Genomic DNA, 14,821 nt, shown 5'->3' on the forward strand with positions numbered 1-14,821 from the left:
CGGGCCCTCGTCGGTGAGCGCCCGCACGGTCACCCTGAGCCCTCCGCGCGGACTCGTCAACCCTTACATCGATTACTAATGATATCCGCGCGATCCACTGCGCAGGAGTTGTCGTACTCGGCGATCGAGTACGACGACTTCTGGACAGGGGATGCCGGCACCGGATCCGCGCGTCCGCCCGCACCCCGACGACGGCCCCCGCGCAGGCGCCGCTCGGTACTGTGGAACGGTTCTCCGCACCACCCGCCCCCGCCCGAAGGAGCCCCCATGCCCACCACTGTGAGCGGCGTCATCGCCCGGTCGAAGGGGGCTCCCGTCGAGCTCGTCGACATCGTCGTCCCCGATCCGGGGCCCGGCGAGGCCGTCGTCGACATCGAGACCTGCGGTGTCTGCCACACCGACTACCACTACCGCGAGGGCGGGATCAGCGACGACTTCCCGTTCCTGCTCGGCCACGAGGCCGCGGGCCGGGTCAGTGCGATCGGCGAGGGCGTCACCCACGTCGCGGTCGGCGACTTCGTCGTGCTCAACTGGCGCGCCGTCTGCGGCGAGTGCCGCGCCTGCGTCCGCGCGGAGCCCTGGTACTGCTTCAACACCTTCAACGCGACGCAGAAGATGACCCTCACGGACGGCACCGAGCTCAGCCCCGCGCTGGGCATCGGCGCCTTCGCCGAGAAGACGCTCGTGCACGCCAAGCAGTGCACGAAGGTCGACCCGGCCGCCGACCCCGCCGCCGTCGGCCTGCTCGGCTGCGGCATCATGGCGGGCCTCGGCGCCGCGATGAACACCGGCAACGTCACCCGCGGCGACTCCGTGGCTGTCATCGGCTGCGGCGGAGTCGGCACCGCGGCCGTCGTCGGCGCGAAGCTGGCCGGCGCGAGCACGATCATCGCGATCGACCGCGACCCGAAGAAGCTCATCAAGGCCGAGGAGCTCGGCGCCACCCACGCGATCGACTCCAGCGGACTCGACGAGGCCGGCGTGGTCGCCGCCGTGCAGGCGCTGACCGACGGCTTCGGCGCGGACGTCGTGATCGACGCGGTCGGCCGCCCCGAGACGTGGCGCCAGGCGTTCTACGCCCGCGACCTGGCCGGCACCGTCGTCCTCGTCGGCGTTCCGACGCCCGAGATGACCCTCGAGATCCCGCTGCTCGACGTCTTCGGCCGCGGCGGCTCGCTGAAGTCGAGCTGGTACGGCGACTGCCTGCCCGAGCGCGACTTCCCGATGCTGACCGACCTGTATCTGCAGGGCCGCCTGCCGCTCGACGAGTTCGTGACCGAGCGGATCGGCATCCGCGACATCGAGCAGGCCTTCACCACGATGGCCGGCGGCGACGTGCTCCGCTCGGTGGTGGTGCTCTGATGGCCGCCCGCATCGACCACCTCGTCACCAGCGGCACCTTCGCCCTCGACGGCGGGACCTGGGACGTGGACAACAACGTCTGGATCGTCGGCGACGACTCCGAGTGCGTCGTCATCGACGCGGCGCACGACGCGGAGGCGATCCTCGCGGCCGTCGGCGACCGCACGCTGCGCGCGGTGCTGCTCACGCATGCGCACACCGACCACATCGACGCCGTCGCCGCGCTGCTGTCCGCCGTCGACGTGCCGGTGCTGCTGCACGAGGGCGACCGCGTGCTCTGGGACGCGTTCTACCCCGACTCCGCGCCGAGCGGCGTGCTCGAGGACGGCCAGCGGATCAGCGTCGGCGGCACCGAGCTGGAGGTGCGGCACACGCCCGGCCACACGCCCGGCGCCGTCTGCTTCGTGGCGGCCGAGCTGGGGACGGTCTTCACCGGGGACACGCTGTTCCAGGGCGGGCCGGGCGCGACCGGCCGCTCCTACAGCTCCTTCCCGACGATCATCGACTCGATCACGGACCGCGTGCTGACCCTGCCGGACGACACGGTCGTCCGCACCGGCCACGGCCCGACGACCACGATCGGCACGGAGAAGCCCGACCGCGAGGCCTGGATCGCCCGCGGGCACTGACGCGGCGCTCGCGGCTTTCGGCGGAGCGGGCGCCTTCACGCTGATCGAGGAGCCCGCGGAGCGGGTCCCCGCATGCTGATCGAGTAGCCCGCGGAGCGGGCGTATCGAGATCCGCCGTCCGAACGGCGCGGGTCTCGATACGCCGCGTTCCGCGGCTACTCGACCAGCATGGCTGCGCGCGGTCGCGCTTTCTCCTGCCGATGGAGCAGCCGGCCGAGCGGGCCCCCCGCATGCTGATCGAGTGGCCCTCTCATGCTGATCGAGTAGCCCGCGGAGCGGGCGTATCGAGATCCGACGCCGTCAGCAGGTGAGTCTGCAGACTCGCCCTGTTGAGAACGGTGGGTCTCGATACGCCGCGTCCCGCGGCTACTCGACCAGCATGTGCTTCCGCGCTCAGCGGCGCGCCCGGCGGCGCAGCACGACGCCGAGCGCGGCGAAGGCGGCGGCCATGACGAGGCCGCCGATCAGGAAGGGGGTGCTGCCGCTCGCCGCGCCCCAGGCGGCGAGGGCCGCCCACAGCGCGGCGAGGACGAAGGCGGTCGGGGGAGTCATCGTCGTCCTCATCCGTCGATCCAACTCCCTCCGTCCCCGATCCGCGGCGTCCGGCGCCATCGATCCGTCGGGAAGGGCGGTATCCGCAGGATTCGGGCGGCCGTTCGTGACGGATCGCGGGGCGCGGCGGCGGCTCGGGCGACCGTTCGTGACGGATCGACGCGGCGCGACGGCGGGTCAGCCGACGGTGACCGGGGCGGCCGACGGGCGGCGCCCCTCCTTCATCCAGACGAAGAAGCCGAGCAGGGTGAACGCGCCGTAGAAGACGTACATCAGGCCCGAGGCGTAGTAGCCGGCCGAGAAGAGCAGCGGGACGCCGACGATGTCGACGGCGACCCAGATCAGCCAGAACTCCACCCAGCCCTTGGCCATGCCGTAGGTGGCGAGCAGCGAGCCGACGAAGATCCAGGCGTCGCTCCACACGGGCTCGTAGGAGCCGAGCGCGCGGAACACCGGGGTGAGGATCGCGGTGCCGCCGACCATGCCGAGCACCAGCAGTCCGCGGGTGCGCCAGGAGGCCCAGCGCGGCGAGATCAGCGTGGTCGCGTCGCTGGGGCGGTGCGTCCAGCGGTACCAGCCGTAGATGCTCACGATGATGAACATGATCTGGCGGCCGGCCTGGCCGAGCAGGTTCACCGGGTTCGGAGTCTCGAACAGCGCGCCCATGAAGACGGTGAAGAGCAGCGCGTTGCCGAAGATGCCGACCGGCCACGCCCAGACCTTGCGCCGCATGCCGCCGAGGGCGCTGAGCAGCCCGAAGACGTTGCCGATGACCTCGCGCCAGAGCACCGTCTGGTCGCCGATCACGATCTGCGCGTCGAACAGCCAGTCCACGATCTGCACGGGAAGCCTCCATCGGGCGTCTCGGAGCCCACCCGTGCAACCGCGGCCGGGGCGCCGCCATTCCTCAGCGACGCCGGACGGTGGGTTCGTGGCGCGCGGTGTCGGTTCGCGGGTTACGCGGCGACGAGCGAGTGCGCCTCCGCCAGCAGCGCGACCGAGCGCAGGCGGGCGGGCGTCGCGAGCGAGGCGTGGGCGACGATGACCTCGTCGGCCTCCGCCGAGCGGGCGAACTCGGCCACGTAGTCCGCGACCTGCTCGCCGGTGCCGACGCCGGTGTAGTGGGTCATGCTCGCGACGTGCGCGCCGACGGGGGCGGTCAGCAGGTGGTCGAGCTCCTCCTCGGAGAACTGCTGGTCGACGGGGATCTGGCCGCTCTGGCGCAGCAGCATCATCAGGCGGGCGCGCTTCATCTGCGCGAACTGCTCCTGGGCGTCCTCCTCGCTGTCGGCGGCGATGGCGTTCACTCCGGCGATCACGTAGGGGGCGTCGAGCTGCTCCGAGGGGCGGAAGCCGCGGCGGTACTCGGCGACGGCCTGGTGCAGCGCATCCGGTGCGAAGTGCGAGGCGAAGGCGTACGGCAGGCCGAGTGCGGCGGCCAGCTGGGCACCGAAGAGCGACGAGCCGAGGATGTAGAGGGGGACGCGGGTGCCGGCGCCGGGCGTCGCGCTGACGCCGGGGATTCGGGACTCGCCGGCGAGGAAGCCCTGCAGCTCGAGGACGTCCTGCGGGAAGCGCTCGGACGAGTCGTGCTCGCGGCGCAGGGCGCGGAAGGTGGCCTGGTCGCTGCCGGGGGCGCGGCCGAGGCCGAGGTCGATGCGGCCCGGGTGCAGGGTCTCGAGGGTGCCGAACTGCTCCGCGATGGTCAGCGGGGAGTGGTTCGGGAGCATGACGCCGCCGGAGCCGAGGCGGATGGTCGAGGTCTGCGAGGCGACGTGCGCGATCAGCACCGAGGTGGCGCTCGACGCGATCGAGGCCATGTTGTGGTGCTCGGCGTACCAGACCCGCCGGTACCCGCTCCGCTCGGCCTGCTGCGCCAGAGCGACGGAGGCGGCGAAGCTGTCGCGCGCGGTCTCTCCGGGGGCGATGGGGGCGAGGTCGAGGATCGAGAGGGGAACGGTCATGAGAGAGCCAACGCGGGCGGCGGCCTCCGTGTTCCCGCGGCGGCGGGATCGGGCGTGTGCGGGCCTGCCGGAGGTGCGGAGGCGGCAGGGGCGGCGGCGCGGGGCTCGCGCAGAACATCAGCTGGGCGACGGTCTCATCTCCCCTCAGCGATGAGACCGGCTCTCAGCTGATGTCGTGCGGAGGACGCGGCCGCACCCTGGCCGCACCCGCGCGATCAGCCCTCGATCGGCAGCAGGATGCCCTTCACCGTCTCGTCGGTGGCGAGGAACTCCTGCACGGCCGGGTCCTGGAAGGCGGCGACGAGCTTCTCGATGTTGGCGGTGTCCCTGTACTTCGAGCCGATGGTGAGCTGGCCGGCGAAGTCGTCGGGGGCCTGGGGCGCGAAGATCTGCTTCTCGATCGGGATGTCGGCGGCGAGGTAGTACTCGGTGTAGCCGACCGCCGCGTCGAGGTCGGGCAGGGCTCGGGACTGGGCGGCGAAGTCGAGCAGCGTGAACTGCAGGTTCTTCGGGTTCGAGGCGATGTCGTCCTGGGTCGCGGTGCCGGGCTCCGTGCCCTCCTTCAGCGTGATCAGGCCGGCCGACTGCAGCAGCCAGAGGCCCTGGGCCTCGTTCGCCGGGTCGGAGTAGAGCGAGATCGTGCCGCCGTCGGGGATCTCGGAGACGTCGCCGTACTTGTCGCTCCAGAGGCCGAAGCCCCAGCGGAAGACGGGCGTGGCCGCCTCCTCCTCGAAGTCGGGGTTGGCCTCGAGCACCTGGCCGAGCCAGAGCTTGTGCTGGTAGACCGTCGCGGCGACCTCGCCCTCGCTGACGGCGCGGTTGATCGTGTTGCTGTCCGACAGGCCCTTGAAGGCGACGGTGATGCCGTAGCGCGGCGCCACCTCCTCCGCCACGAAGTTCACGAGCGCCTGCTCCGACGCGTTGCCCTCGGCCGTCGCGACGTAGAGGGTCGCGCCCTCCTGCTCGTTCGCCGAGACGGCGGGCGAGAGCAGCGGCACGGCGACGACCGCGCCGACGCCGACCACGACGACGGCGGCTCCGGCGATCCAGGGCCAGCGGCGCTTCTTCTTCAGCTCGAAGCCGAGGTCCTCGGTGCCGGACTTCTCAGGGCCGGACTTCGCGAGGCCGGACTTCGCAGGGCCGGACTTCTCGGGGCCGTGGTTCTCAGTGGACATGGCAGTGCCTTTCGAGCGGTCGCGGCCGGACGGCGGCGCGCGGGAGGGACGCCCGGGCGGAGGGCCCGGGGCGGGATCAGGGGGAGGTGCGGCTAGACGGTGACCGCGACGCGCGGGGCGCGCCGGGACCGGGAGGCGCTCGGCGTGGTCGCGCGGACCAGGGCGTCGCCGGTGACCTGCACGACGGCGACGGTCGCGACGAGGATGACGATCGTCGCGAGCATCACGGTGGTGTCGAAGCGCTGGTAGCCGTAGGTGACGGCGACGTAGCCGATGCCGCCCGCGCCGATCGTGCCGGCGATGGCGGAGTACTCGATCATCGCGATCGTGTTGATCGTGAGGCCGCCGAGGATCTGCGGCACCGCCTCACTGAGCTGCGCCGAGCGGATCACCTGCAGCCGCGACGCTCCGGAGGCGCGGGCCACCCGGGTCAGCGCGAGGGGCACGCTGCGCAGCGCGTTCTCGACGATGCGGGTGAAGAAGGCGATGCCGGCGATCGACATCGGCACGACGGCCGCCGCGATGCCGATGTTGGTGCCGGTGATCAGCCGGGTGAACGGCATGATCGAGGCCATCAGGATGAGGAACGGCAACGACCGGCCGATGCTGATGATCCAGCTGAGGCTCTGGTGCGCGGCGCGGTTCTCGAACAGGCCGCCCGGAGCGAGGTTGTGCACGGCGGCGCCGAGCGGGACGCCGACGAGCACGACGATCAGCATCACGATGCCGACCATGATCAGCGTCTCGCCGAGCGCGGGGAGCACGAGCGCGGGGATGTCGGCGAGCGGGACCTTGTTGTCGAGGTGCAGCGCACCGAGGTGCAGCGCAGTGTCGAGGTGCAGCGGGCCGAGCGCCAGCACCGCGCTCATGCCGCCGCCTCCTCGACGAGCGCGTCCGACCGGACCGCGCCCCGCCGCACCGACAGCCCGAGAGCGTCAGCGGCCTGCGCGAGCCTGCGCTCCTCGACCGGGCCGAGGCCGATCGTCGCGTGCCCGACGGCGCGTCCGTCGACCGTCTCGATGGCCGCGCCGAGCAGCGCGACCGGACCGACCGCGTCGGACAGCCGGGTCACCCAGTCGGCGGGCACTCCGTCGCGGGCGTAGCCGACGATCCACTCGTCGAGCCCGGCGTCGGGCAGCACCGAGGCGCGCACGGGGTTCAGCGCGAGGCCGAGCGGCGAGGACGCGTCGCGCAGCAGGTCGACGAGGCGCCCCGACTCCACGATGCGGCCGTGATCGAGGCGCGCGACGGAGTCGGCGACCTGGCGGACCGTCTCCATCTCGTGCGTGATGAAGAGGATCGACAGGCCGAGGTCGTCGCGCAGCTCCTTGAGGAGGGTGGTGATCGCGGTGGTCGAGGCGGGGTCGAGGCCGGATGTCGCCTCGTCCGACAGCAGGACGGAGGGGCGCAGCGCGAGCGCGCGGGCGATCCCGACGCGCTGGCGCTGGCCGCCGGAGAGCTGGTGCGGGTAGTAGCGGGCGCGGTCGCCGAGGCCCACGCGCTCGAGCAGCTCGGCGACGCGGCGCTTCGTCTCGGCCGCGGTCGCGCCCAGGTACTCGAGCGGGAGGGCGACGTTCTGCTCCGCGGTGCGGCGGCTGAAGAGGCCGTCGGACTGGAAGACGGTGCCGATGCGGCGGCGGGCGACCCGCAGCTCCCGCTCGGACAGCTGCGAGAGGGCGTCGCCGTTGACGACGACGGAGCCGGAGGTGGGCCGCTCGAGCAGGTTGACGCAGGCGGCGAGGGTGCTCTTGCCGGCGCCGCTCGGCCCGACGACGGCGAAGATCTCGCCGGTGCCGACCGAGAAGTCGAGGCGGTCGAGCACGGTCACGGCGTCGGCGCCCTGCCCGTAGGCCTTGGTGAGCTGCTCGAGGCGGATCATGGCGTCGGTCCTTCCGGGAGGGTGCGCGGGCGCGCCGGACAGCGCCCGGTGCGAGGGGGAGAGAGGCGCGGAGGTGCTCGGGGGAGGCGTCCGCGGCGGTGTGCTGATGATGATGCGCGGTGCGGTGGGCGGGCGCGACGGCCACCGACGCTCGCCGTAACAGAAGGTGCTCGCGGCGCCAGATCGGCGCTGAATCGCCGGACTTCACCGACGAGTGTCGGCGAACGTGGGGGCGGAGGGGGGCGGGTTCGCGCACGACATCAGCTGAGAGCGGGTCTCATCGCCCCTCGGCGATGGGCGGGTCTCTCAGCTGATGTTGTGCACGATGCTTCGGCCATACGATCGCCGGCCGCGCTCGCACACGGGGACCGCTGGAAGCGGGTGGTGGGCGGTCGCACCGCCGCGATGGCGGCGGGTTCGCGCACAACATCAGCTGAGAAGGGGAAGCCTCCCCTGTGGGGCGAGGCCCACCCGTCTCAGCTGATGTTGTGCGCGGGCGGCGAGCGACCCGGCTCGCCGAGGGCGCCGCTCAGCCCAGTGCGTCGAGGACGGCCCGCTCGTCCCGAGGCTCCAGGCCGGACCGGCGGGGCCGGTCCAGTCCGCGGGCGCGCTCGTCGTCGAGGACGCGGCGCAGCGTCTCCACGGGCGGCCGGTGGCGGCCGTCGGCGCGGAAGTACGAGGCGGTGCTGCGCCGGCTGAAGCCGACGGCCTCGGCGGGCAGCCACAGCGGGAGCGAGCGCGGACCGGCCCAGTAGCGGACCCCGTGCGCGAGCAGGGCCGCGTCGTCGGCGTGCACGACGTCGCCGCGGAAGCCGGCGAGCTCGGCGGCGGTCGCGAGGAGGTCGCCCAGGGGCACGGCCGGCCCGACCGCGTCGACCGCTCCGGTCACTCCCGCCGAGCCCGCCGCGTGCAGCCAGCCCGCGAGGTCGTCGACGTCGATCGCCTGCGCGAACCGGCCGTCCGTCTCGGGAGCCAGGACCGTCCCGCCCCGGGCGAAGCGGGCCGGCCAGTAGCCGAGCCGGTCGCTCGGGTCGCCGGGCCCGGCGATCAGCCCGGGCCGCGCGATCAGCAGCCGGCCGCCGAGGGCGTCGGCGGCGGCGCGCTCGGCCAGGACCTTCGCGTCGGCGTACTGCCCGGGGTCGGCCGGCTCGACCAGCGCGGCGGACTCGTCGGCGTCGGGCTGCTGCACGTCGGCGTAGACCGAGACGGAGGAGACGAGCGTCCAGTGCGCGGCGGCCGACGCGAGGCGGTCGAGGGCCGGCCCGACGAGCTCGGGCGCGTGAGCGAGCTCGACGACCTCGTCCCACTCGCCGCGCAGGCGGTCGTAGGCGCCCGGGTCGCGCCGGTCGACGCGGAGGTGATCTGCACCGTCGGGGACCGCTCCCGCCTCGCCGCGGGCCACGCAGGTGACCTCGTCCCCCGCCGCGACCGCCCGCTCCGCGAGACGGCGCCCCAGCCATCCGCTGCCACCCAGGATCAGGACTCTGCGCATGCCTCCACTGAACCGGATCACCGCTCCGCCCCGCAGCGCTGTCCGCCGCGAGCGCAACGGCCGACCGCCGGGCTCAGCGCGCGAGCAGCTCGCCGTGGGGCATCGAGAGCCAGCCGTCCTCGTCGGCGGCCCAGGCGCGCCAGGCGTCGCTGATCGCCTCGAGCTCGGCCTGGGTGGCGAGGCCGCGCTCGAGGGCGACGGTGGCGAAGGAGGAGGAGACCGCCCGGTCCGCCCACATGCCGCCCCACCAGGCGCGGTCCTCCGCGTTCTCGAAGACCCAGAGCGACGCGGTGACCTCGACGCTCTCGAAGCCGGCCTCCCGCGCCCAGGCCTTGAGGCGCCGGCCCGCGTCGGGCTCGCCCGCGGAGGCGCGGTGCACCCGCTGGTAGAGCGCGGCCCAGGCCTGCAGGCCCTCCGTGAAGGGGTGGATCAGCACGCCGGCGTAGTCGACGTCGCGCGCGGCGACGAGGCGGCCGACCCGGCCCCACTCGCGCAGCGCGTCGACCGGGCGGGTGAGGTGCTGCAGGACCTGGTGCGCGTGCACGACATCGAAGGAGTCGTCGGCGAACGGCAGCGCGTAGGCGTCGGCAACCGCGAACTCCGCGGGGGAGTCGAGGGCCGCGGCCTGCGCGATCACCTCGGCCGAGGCGTCCACGCCGAGCACCCGGCCGGGGGCGACCCGCTCGGCGAGGTCGACGGTGATCGTCCCCGGGCCGCAGCCCACGTCGAGGATCGAGACGCCGGGCGCGAGATGCGGCAGCAGGTAGGCCGCGGAGTTCTCGACGGTGCGCCAGCGGTGCGAGCGGAGGACGCTCTCGTGGTGGCCGTGCGCGTAGCGGCCGGTCGCGGCGGCGGGTGCGTCGGTCGGGCGGTTCTCGGGTTCCATGCCCGCCATTGTGCCCGCCGACGCGCTGCCCACGCCGCGGACGCTCCTGCTGGAGAACGCGAACAGCGACGCCACCACGATCACCGCCGCGCAGCCGAGCAGGACGGCCCGCGTGCCGACGAGGTCCGCGAGCGGCCCGACGAGCGCCTCGCCGAGCGGAACCGCGAGGAACGAGCCGACCATGTCGTAGGAGTAGACCCGGGCGAGCGCCTCGCGCGGGACGTGGGTCTGCAGGGACTGGTCCCAGGCGATGGCGAACACCTCGAGCGCGACGCCGCCGAGTGCGAACGCGACGATCAGGGCGGGAAGCGCGGGCACGACTCCGAGGGCCGCGACCGGCACGGCGGTGACCGCCATCAGCCCGACGCCGATGGCCAGCGCCCGCCGCGGCCGCCAGCGCAGGGCGATGACGGCGCCGATCGCGAGGCCGACGGTCTGCGCGGCGACGACCAGCCCCCAGGCCGCTCGGCCGAAGGACTCGTCGGCGATCACCAGACCGAGCACCGTGGTCGCCCCGACGAAGGCCGCGTTCAGCACCGTGAACTGGGCCACGACGATCCAGACCCAGCGCCGCCCGGAGAACTCCCGCCAGCCCTCGCGGAGGTCCGCGAGCACCGAGCCGGGCGCGCTCACCCGTGCCGCGACGGGCAGCCGCAGCCCGGAGTAGAGGAGAGCGGCGAGCGCGAACCCGGCCGCATCGATCGCCAAGCCCCAGCCCGGCCCGACGAGCGCGACGACGCCCGCCCCGCCCGACGCACCCATGATCGTCCCGGCGGTGAGGCCGAGGCGGAGCAGCGCGTTCGCGGGGCGCAGCTCGCCCACGGGGACCGTCTCCGGGACGAGGGCCGACGCGGCGGGCAGGCTCACGGCCGCGACGGCGCCGTTCAGCACGCCGAGCACGACGAGGGCGGGGATGCTCGCGGTCCCGCTGATCACCAGCGCGGCGACGACCGCCTGGGTGCCGGCGGCGGCGAGCGAGGTGCCGACGAGGATCACGGAGCGCGGCAGCCGATCGGCGAGGACCCCGCCGAGCAGCAGCACGGCGACGTTGGCGAGCGAGCGCGCGGCGACGACCAGGCCGAGGTCGGTCGCCGAGCCGGTCAGGTCGAGGACGGCGAAGGCCAGGGCGATCGGGGCGACGGCGTTGCCGAGCACGGCGGTCGTCCGCGCAGCGAGGAGCCACCGGAACGGGCGGTGCGCGAGGGGGCCGGGCCGGGGAGTCACGCGCGGAGTCACGGCCGCCGCAGCGGGAACAGCGCGGTCGTCATCGACACCGGCGCCGTGCCCGGGGTCCGCCGCGGCCGGGCCGCGGCGTGCAGCAGCGCGGACGCCTCGCCGACGTGCCGGACGACCCGCCGCCAGGTCTCCGGATCGACCCAGAGCTCGGCGTCCGTCGAGAGCTGCGGTCCGTCGGCGCGCGCCGTGGACCGCCGCCGCAGCTCCTCGATCAGCGCCTCCAGGTACAGCTGACGCTCCTCCGCCGGCCCGGCCTCGACGGTCGCGGTCACGTCGAACGGCCGCCCGGACGACTCGTGCCGGTAGCGCTTGGCCTCGCCGCCGCGCAGCCGCACCGTCTCGACCACCCGCACCAGACCGGCCCGCTCGAGCACGCGGAAGTGGTAGCTCGCTGTCGCCTGCGAGAGGCCCAGTTCGCGCGCGGCCTCGGCGGCGCTCGCCGCGGCGCCGGTCACCAGGGACAGCAGCCGGAGCCGGATCGGGTGGGCGGTGGCGCGCAGCTCCTCGAGAGTGGACATGCGGCCATCGTCACGCCCGGCCCCGCGGACCGTCAAACGGGTCTTTGGGGGTCGTCCGCGCGACGGCCGCCCCCGCCGCTACGGTCGAGCGATGACCCCGCACCGCCCCGCCTCTCCTGTCCCCGCTGTCTCCGCCGAGGAGTGGGCCGAGCTCCGCGAGCGCGTCCGCCGGACCCGCTGGTCGCCCGAGTGGCCGGTCGAGGGCTGGTCGGCGGGGACCGACCAGGCCGAGCTGCGGCGGCTGGCCCGGCGCTGGGCCGAGGAGTTCGACTGGCCGGCACAGGAGCGGCGGATGCGCGAGCTGCCGTGGGCGCAGGCCGATCTCGACGGGACGCCGGTGGCCTACCTCCGCTTCGAGGCCGAGACGCCCGGCCGCCTTCCGATCGTCCTGACCAACGGCTGGCCCAGCACCGCGCTCGAGCTGGTGGCGCTCGCCGAGCGGCTCGCCTCGCCGTCTCGGTTCGGCGGCGACCCGGCCGAGGCGGCCACCGTCGTCGTGCCCGCCCTGCCGGGCTTCCCGTTCTCGCCGCAGCGGCCGGGGCTGGACGAGCAGACCCACGAGCTCTGGCACCGGCTGATGACCGAGGAGCTCGGCTTCGCCCGCTACGCCGCTCACGGCGGCGACCTGGGGGCCGGCATCACCTCGCGGCTGGCCGAGAGCCACCCGGAGGCGGTCGCGGGGATCCACCTGCTCGCGGTCGCCTCGCCGCAGCACGTCGAGGAGGACTCCCTCACCGCCGCGGAGCGCGAGCACGTCGAGGAGCAGCGCACCTGGTTCGCGGACGAGGGCGCCTACGAGCACCAGCAGCAGACCCGGCCGCTCACCCTGGCGCCCGCGCTGTCGGACTCGCCGGTCGGACTGCTCGCCTGGATCCTGGAGAAGCACCGGGCCTGGAGCGACTGCGGCGGTGATCTCTCGACCCGCTTCGATGACGACTACCTGCTCACCCTCGCGTCGCTCTACTGGTTCACCGACTCGATCTCCACGTCGCTCCGGCCCTACTGGGAGTACGCGACCGGGCGGACGGCGCGGGTCGGCCGGGTCCCGGTGCCCACCGCGCTCGCCGTCTTCCCCTTCGACCTCACGCACCCGCCGCGCAGCTGGGCCGAGCGCAGCTACGACGTGGTCCGGTACACCCGCATGCCCCGCGGCGGCCATTTCGCGCCGCACGAGGAGCCGGACCTGCTCGCCGCCGACATCCGGGCGCTGCTGGCGCTGGTGCAGTAGCGAAGAGACGCCCCTCTCTTGCGGCCGCCCCCGCTCCGCGCGTAGCGTCGACGGGTACCTCGTCGCGAGCCGCGACGTCGGGGCGGCCACCTCACCGGCCGGCCGATCGGCTCGCGGACACGGGGGCTCCCCGCAGGAAAGACGGTCTCGTGCGCATCAGCACCGGTACTGCGTCCACGACGCAGCAGCTGCCCTCGCACTGACGACCCCTGCTCCCGCCCGCTGAACCGGGCGGACGCGCGCTCCCGCCTCGGCGGAGAGCGGTGGTCGTCGTGCGCCGACGCGACCACCGGGAGCACCATGCCCTTCTCTTCACCGACCCCTCCGTCCCTCGTCCTCACCGACTGCTCGTTCGCCTGGCCGGACGGCTCGGTCGTCCTCGACCACGTGACCGCCGCCTTCGGCCGCGGTCGCACCGCGCTCGTCGGAGCCAACGGCGCCGGCAAGTCCACGCTCGTGCGGCTCGTCGCCGGCGACCTCGTGCCGACGGGTGGGACCGTCACCGCGACCGGCGCGGTCGACCTGCTGCCGCAGCGCCTCCCGCGCGGCGCCGACGACACCGTCGCCGATCTGCTCGGCGTCCGCGGCAGGCTCGACGCCCTGCACGCGATCCTGGCCGGCGACGCCGGGGCCGACCGCTTCGAGGCGCTCGCCGACGACTGGGACGTCGAGGCCCGGGCCGTCGCCGCGTTGAGCACGGCCGGCCTCGATCTCGACGCCGCCGACCTGCTCCGGCCCGTCTCGATGCTCTCCGGCGGGCAGGCGGTCCTCGCGGCCGTGACGGGAGTGGCGCTGCGCGGCCGGCCGATCGCGGTGCTCGACGAGCCGACGAACGACCTCGACCGCCGCTCCCGGCAGCTGCTGCTCGCGCTGGTCGACGGCTGGCGCGGCACCCTCGTCGTCGTCAGCCACGACCGGGAGCTGCTCGAGCACGTCGACGAGATCGCGGAGCTGCGCGACGGCGACCTGCGCACCTCGGCGGGGACTTTCTCCGACTTCGAGGAGCGGCTCGCCGTCGAGCGCGCGGCCGTCGAGCGCGACGTCCGGGCGGCCGAGCAGGTGCTGCGGGCCGAGAAGCGCCAGCGGATCGAGGCGCAGACCACGATCGCCCGCCGTGCGAAGGCGGGGGAGAAGTCGGGGAGGTCGATGCCGAAGGGCGCCGCCGACTTCCGCCGCGGCCGCGCCGAGGGGACCGCGGGCCGACTCCGCTCCGGTCATGCCGAGGCCGAGGCGCGCGCGAAGGACCGGGTCGACGAGGCGTCCGGGCGGCGCCGCGACGACGACGCGGTGCGGCTCGACCTGCCCGACCCGGGCGTGCCCGCGACCCGGCGGCTCGCCGAGCTGACCGTCCGCGGCCGGACCACGGTGCTCCAGGGCCCGGAGCGCCTCGGCCTGATCGGCGCCAACGGCACCGGGAAGACCCTGCTGCTCGAGCGGCTCGTCGGCGCGGAGCCGGACCGCCCGCATCCCGTGCCCGGCACGGAGGCGCGGGCGCTCACCGACCGCATCGGCTACCTCGCTCAGCACCGCGAGGACATGCTCGACGACGACCGCACCGTGCTCGAGCACGTCGCCCGGGCCGCGCCGGACCTGCCGATCCCGGCCCTGCGCGACGCGCTCGCGCGGCTGCTGCTGCGCGGCGCGATCGTCGACCGGCCCGCGTCGACGCTCTCGGGCGGGGAGCGCTTCCGGGTGGCGCTCGCCGGCGTGATCCTCGCGCGCCCGGTGCCGCAGCTGCTCGTGCTCGACGAGCCGACGAACGACCTCGATGTCGCGACGGTCGATCACCTGGTCGAGGTGCTGCGGGCCTGGCGCGGCGGGCTCCTCGTCGTGAGCCACGACGACGCGTTCCTCGACCGGCTGGAGCTGGACGGGCGGGTGGTGCTGGACGCGCCGTGAG

The 14,821-nt window shown here is 74.2% G+C and carries 13 protein-coding genes and 1 pseudogene; 4 read left to right on the forward strand and 10 right to left on the reverse strand.

The window, feature by feature from the left end:
• The first annotated feature begins 267 nt into the window (after positions 1–267).
• Together HQQ86_RS14890 and HQQ86_RS14895 are read left to right on the forward strand one after the other, a co-directional pair.
• Positions 268–1,362, forward strand: a complete 1,095-nt coding sequence (locus HQQ86_RS14890; RefSeq protein WP_173289040.1) for an S-(hydroxymethyl)mycothiol dehydrogenase — start codon at positions 268–270, stop codon at positions 1,360–1,362.
• Positions 1,362–1,991 carry an MBL fold metallo-hydrolase gene (locus tag HQQ86_RS14895; RefSeq protein ID WP_173289041.1) on the forward strand — a complete coding sequence of 210 codons (630 nt, stop codon included), beginning with the start codon at positions 1,362–1,364 and terminating at the stop codon, positions 1,989–1,991. The genes HQQ86_RS14890 and HQQ86_RS14895 overlap by 1 nt, the downstream gene beginning before the upstream one ends.
• A 393-nt stretch (positions 1,992–2,384) precedes the next feature.
• Here the strand turns inward: HQQ86_RS14895 and HQQ86_RS14900 are convergent, their stop codons facing one another.
• The 10 genes and pseudogenes from HQQ86_RS14900 to HQQ86_RS14945 form a co-directional block, all read right to left on the reverse strand.
• Positions 2,385–2,543, reverse strand: coding sequence for a hypothetical protein (locus HQQ86_RS14900; RefSeq protein WP_173289042.1), 159 nt, complete (start codon positions 2,541–2,543; stop codon positions 2,385–2,387).
• A gap of 177 nt (positions 2,544–2,720) precedes the next feature.
• Positions 2,721–3,386: a nicotinamide riboside transporter PnuC gene (gene pnuC, locus HQQ86_RS14905; protein WP_173289043.1), complete on the reverse strand. Its 666-nt coding sequence runs from the start codon at positions 3,384–3,386 to the stop codon at positions 2,721–2,723.
• Positions 3,387–3,499: 113 nt separating this feature from the next.
• Entirely contained in the window at positions 3,500–4,507 is a 1,008-nt protein-coding gene (locus HQQ86_RS14910; protein WP_173289044.1) for an LLM class flavin-dependent oxidoreductase, read from the reverse strand.
• Between the two features lie 215 nt (positions 4,508–4,722).
• Positions 4,723–5,682 carry a MetQ/NlpA family ABC transporter substrate-binding protein gene (locus tag HQQ86_RS14915; protein ID WP_173289045.1) on the reverse strand — a complete coding sequence of 320 codons (960 nt, stop codon included), beginning with the start codon at positions 5,680–5,682 and terminating at the stop codon, positions 4,723–4,725.
• Between the two features lie 92 nt (positions 5,683–5,774).
• Positions 5,775–6,551, reverse strand: a complete 777-nt coding sequence (locus tag HQQ86_RS14920; RefSeq protein ID WP_173289046.1) for a methionine ABC transporter permease — start codon at positions 6,549–6,551, stop codon at positions 5,775–5,777.
• Positions 6,548–7,561: a methionine ABC transporter ATP-binding protein gene (locus HQQ86_RS14925; RefSeq protein WP_173289047.1), complete on the reverse strand. Its 1,014-nt coding sequence runs from the start codon at positions 7,559–7,561 to the stop codon at positions 6,548–6,550. Before HQQ86_RS14925 ends, HQQ86_RS14920 begins: the two co-directional genes overlap by 4 nt.
• Positions 7,562–8,090: 529 nt before the next feature.
• A complete protein-coding gene (locus tag HQQ86_RS14930; RefSeq protein WP_173289048.1) occupies positions 8,091–9,053 on the reverse strand; it encodes an NAD-dependent epimerase/dehydratase family protein in 963 nt (320 codons plus the stop codon).
• Positions 9,054–9,126: 73 nt separating this feature from the next.
• A complete protein-coding gene (locus HQQ86_RS14935; RefSeq protein WP_173289403.1) occupies positions 9,127–9,939 on the reverse strand; it encodes a methyltransferase domain-containing protein in 813 nt (270 codons plus the stop codon).
• A gap of 60 nt (positions 9,940–9,999) precedes the next feature.
• Positions 10,000–11,175: pseudogene (locus HQQ86_RS14940) on the reverse strand (MFS transporter); the annotation flags it as partial.
• Positions 11,172–11,693 carry a helix-turn-helix domain-containing protein gene (locus tag HQQ86_RS14945; protein WP_173289049.1) on the reverse strand — a complete coding sequence of 174 codons (522 nt, stop codon included), beginning with the start codon at positions 11,691–11,693 and terminating at the stop codon, positions 11,172–11,174. The pseudogene HQQ86_RS14940 and the gene HQQ86_RS14945, both read right to left, overlap by 4 nt.
• A gap of 91 nt (positions 11,694–11,784) precedes the next feature.
• Here HQQ86_RS14945 and HQQ86_RS14950 point away from each other — a divergent pair, with 91 nt between their 5' ends.
• Together HQQ86_RS14950 and HQQ86_RS14955 are read left to right on the forward strand one after the other, a co-directional pair.
• Positions 11,785–12,921: an epoxide hydrolase family protein gene (locus tag HQQ86_RS14950; protein ID WP_173289050.1), complete on the forward strand. Its 1,137-nt coding sequence runs from the start codon at positions 11,785–11,787 to the stop codon at positions 12,919–12,921.
• A 300-nt stretch (positions 12,922–13,221) separates the two neighbouring features.
• The gene (locus HQQ86_RS14955) at positions 13,222–14,820 is read left to right on the forward strand and encodes an ATP-binding cassette domain-containing protein (protein WP_173289051.1); all 1,599 of its coding nucleotides are present in this window, start codon (positions 13,222–13,224) and stop codon (positions 14,818–14,820) included.
• The last annotated feature ends 1 nt before the right edge of the window (position 14,821 follow it).

It is taken from the genome of Rathayibacter sp. VKM Ac-2857 (assembly GCF_013205025.1).
Lineage (GTDB): Bacteria > Actinomycetota > Actinomycetes > Actinomycetales > Microbacteriaceae > Rathayibacter.

Coding starts and splice junctions, on each gene's coding strand:
- HQQ86_RS14935 (WP_173289403.1), bottom strand. CDS start 9,939: ATGGAACCCGAGAACCGCCCGACCGACGCACCCGCCGCCGCGACCGGC.
- HQQ86_RS14900 (WP_173289042.1), bottom strand. CDS start 2,543: ATGACTCCCCCGACCGCCTTCGTCCTCGCCGCGCTGTGGGCGGCCCTC.
- HQQ86_RS14890 (WP_173289040.1), top strand. CDS start 268: ATGCCCACCACTGTGAGCGGCGTCATCGCCCGGTCGAAGGGGGCTCCC.
- HQQ86_RS14895 (WP_173289041.1), top strand. CDS start 1,362: ATGGCCGCCCGCATCGACCACCTCGTCACCAGCGGCACCTTCGCCCTC.
- HQQ86_RS14915 (WP_173289045.1), bottom strand. CDS start 5,682: ATGTCCACTGAGAACCACGGCCCCGAGAAGTCCGGCCCTGCGAAGTCC.
- HQQ86_RS14920 (WP_173289046.1), bottom strand. CDS start 6,551: ATGAGCGCGGTGCTGGCGCTCGGCCCGCTGCACCTCGACACTGCGCTG.
- HQQ86_RS14950 (WP_173289050.1), top strand. CDS start 11,785: ATGACCCCGCACCGCCCCGCCTCTCCTGTCCCCGCTGTCTCCGCCGAG.
- HQQ86_RS14925 (WP_173289047.1), bottom strand. CDS start 7,561: ATGATCCGCCTCGAGCAGCTCACCAAGGCCTACGGGCAGGGCGCCGAC.
- HQQ86_RS14955 (WP_173289051.1), top strand. CDS start 13,222: ATGCCCTTCTCTTCACCGACCCCTCCGTCCCTCGTCCTCACCGACTGC.
- HQQ86_RS14945 (WP_173289049.1), bottom strand. CDS start 11,693: ATGTCCACTCTCGAGGAGCTGCGCGCCACCGCCCACCCGATCCGGCTC.
- HQQ86_RS14910 (WP_173289044.1), bottom strand. CDS start 4,507: ATGACCGTTCCCCTCTCGATCCTCGACCTCGCCCCCATCGCCCCCGGA.
- HQQ86_RS14930 (WP_173289048.1), bottom strand. CDS start 9,053: ATGCGCAGAGTCCTGATCCTGGGTGGCAGCGGATGGCTGGGGCGCCGT.